This is a genomic window from Streptomyces tricolor (genome assembly GCF_002155905.1).
Lineage (GTDB): Bacteria > Actinomycetota > Actinomycetes > Streptomycetales > Streptomycetaceae > Streptomyces > Streptomyces tricolor.
Genome location: NZ_MUMF01000294.1, coordinates 1 through 1,642 on the forward strand (window position 1 = coordinate 1; position 1,642 = coordinate 1,642).

At 79.6% G+C, this 1,642-nt stretch carries 1 protein-coding gene; it reads right to left on the minus strand.

Going from position 1 to position 1,642, the window contains the following annotated elements; translation table 11 throughout:
• Positions 1-1,323, minus strand: a 1,323-nt coding sequence (locus CCN44_RS21565) for an aminotransferase class I/II-fold pyridoxal phosphate-dependent enzyme (protein ID WP_244203944.1), incomplete at its 3' end; no start/stop codon positions are given.
• Positions 1,324-1,642: the final 319 nt, after the last annotated feature.

A 1,642-nucleotide genomic window follows, 5' to 3' on the forward strand; every position in this document is an offset into this window, starting at 1 on the left:
GCCCGGCCGGCCGGGCAGCCCGCGCGGCGGGTGGCCGAGATCCTGCGGGGCCGCCTGGTCGGCGCCGAGGGGATCCGGGACGTCGTCGTCACCGGGCCGGGGTTCCTCAACATCACGCTGGACGAGCGGGCCGACCCCGTCGCCGGGCTGGTGGCGGAGATCCGGGAGAAGGGGGCCCGGTACGGGCACGGCGACGCCCTCGCCGGGCAGGTCGTCGCGCTGCGGGTGCCGTACGAGGTGCGCGCCGAGGTCGTCGCCGAAGCGGTGGCCGCCGGGCGCGGGCAGGCCGAGCCGGGCGGTGAGCAGGTCCTCCAGTTCCTGTGCGTCGCCGACGCCCTGGGCGGCGAGCGGTTCGCGCAGCGGGGCGAGGTCGGCGTACAGGTGGCGGCCGGCCTGCGGGGGCCGGGCGAGCGCGCCCGCGGCGACGACCGCGGCGTGCGCGGCGGCGGCCACGCGCGCGTGCAGCCGTACGGTCGCCTCGCGGCGTTCGGTGACGGGCGGGGGCTCGTCGAGGGCGTAGCAGGTGGCCGCCGCGACCGGTGCGGCGATCCGGGCGCCGAGGGCGGTGAGGATGTCGAGCACGCGCGCGTGGAGGTGCCGTCCGGCGTCGGTGGCCGGGAAGCGGGCGACGGCGGCGGGCCAGCCGGGCGGCAGCAGGGCGCCGGCCAGGTCGGTGACGACGGTGACCTGGTCGGGCCGCATCTCGGCGGGGCTGAGCAGCACGGTCTGGTGCGGGTCGTGCACGGTGTCGCGCCAGGTCTCGTCGCTGACCAGGTGCAGGCCCTCGGCGGTGGCGGCCTCGACGGTCTCCAGCAGCAGTTCCGGCGGGGTGACGGTGGCGGTGGGGTCGTCGGCGACGGACAGCACCAGCAGGCGCGGGTCGCCGCCCTCGGCGCGGACCCGGCGCACGGTCTCCAGCAGGGCGTACGGGTCGGGGACGCCGCCGCCCTCGGCCGGGGTCGGCACATGGAAGGCGGGCCGGCCGAGCAGCCGGGCGTACGGCGCCCACCAGGCGGCGCAGGGGCGGGGTACGAGGATGTCCGCGCCGTCGCCGGCGAGCGCTGCCGTCAGGGCGAGCAGCAGGGCGGGGGCGCCGGGTCCGGCGGCCACCCGGTCGGGGACGGTGGGCAGTCCGCGCCGGGTCCAGTAGCCGCAGGCGGCCTCCAGCAGGGCGGGGGCGCCGCCGACCGGCTGGGCGTCGGAGCGGTTCGCGGCGGCGGCGAGCACGGCGGAGAGTTCGGGCAGCACGGGCAGGCCGTCGGCCGGGAGGGGCGGGCCGTAGCGGACGGGGCCGTGGTCCTCCGCGGGGTCCGTCCGCCGCATGTCCGCCTCCGCGCAGTCCGTGGTCCCGTCCCGCCCCGTGCGGGCCGGGCTGTCCGCTGTCGTCGTGGGCTGCCGTGCCGCCCTCGTGGGCCGTGGGCGCGCCCGGCCCGCGTGCAGCCGGCCGGGAGCTGCTGCCGCGATCTCCTCGCGATGCCTTCGGGAAGGTGTGTACCCGCCGGACGGCCCTCCATGGGGGGTGTCGAAGTTGCCCGGATCACATCCCGGGCCGGCCTCCCGCGAGGCGTCTGCGGCCGTACAGCCGGTAGACCGCGCCCGCGCAGGCGGCGGCGATGCAGGCGGCGCCGGCGGCCAGGGCCGG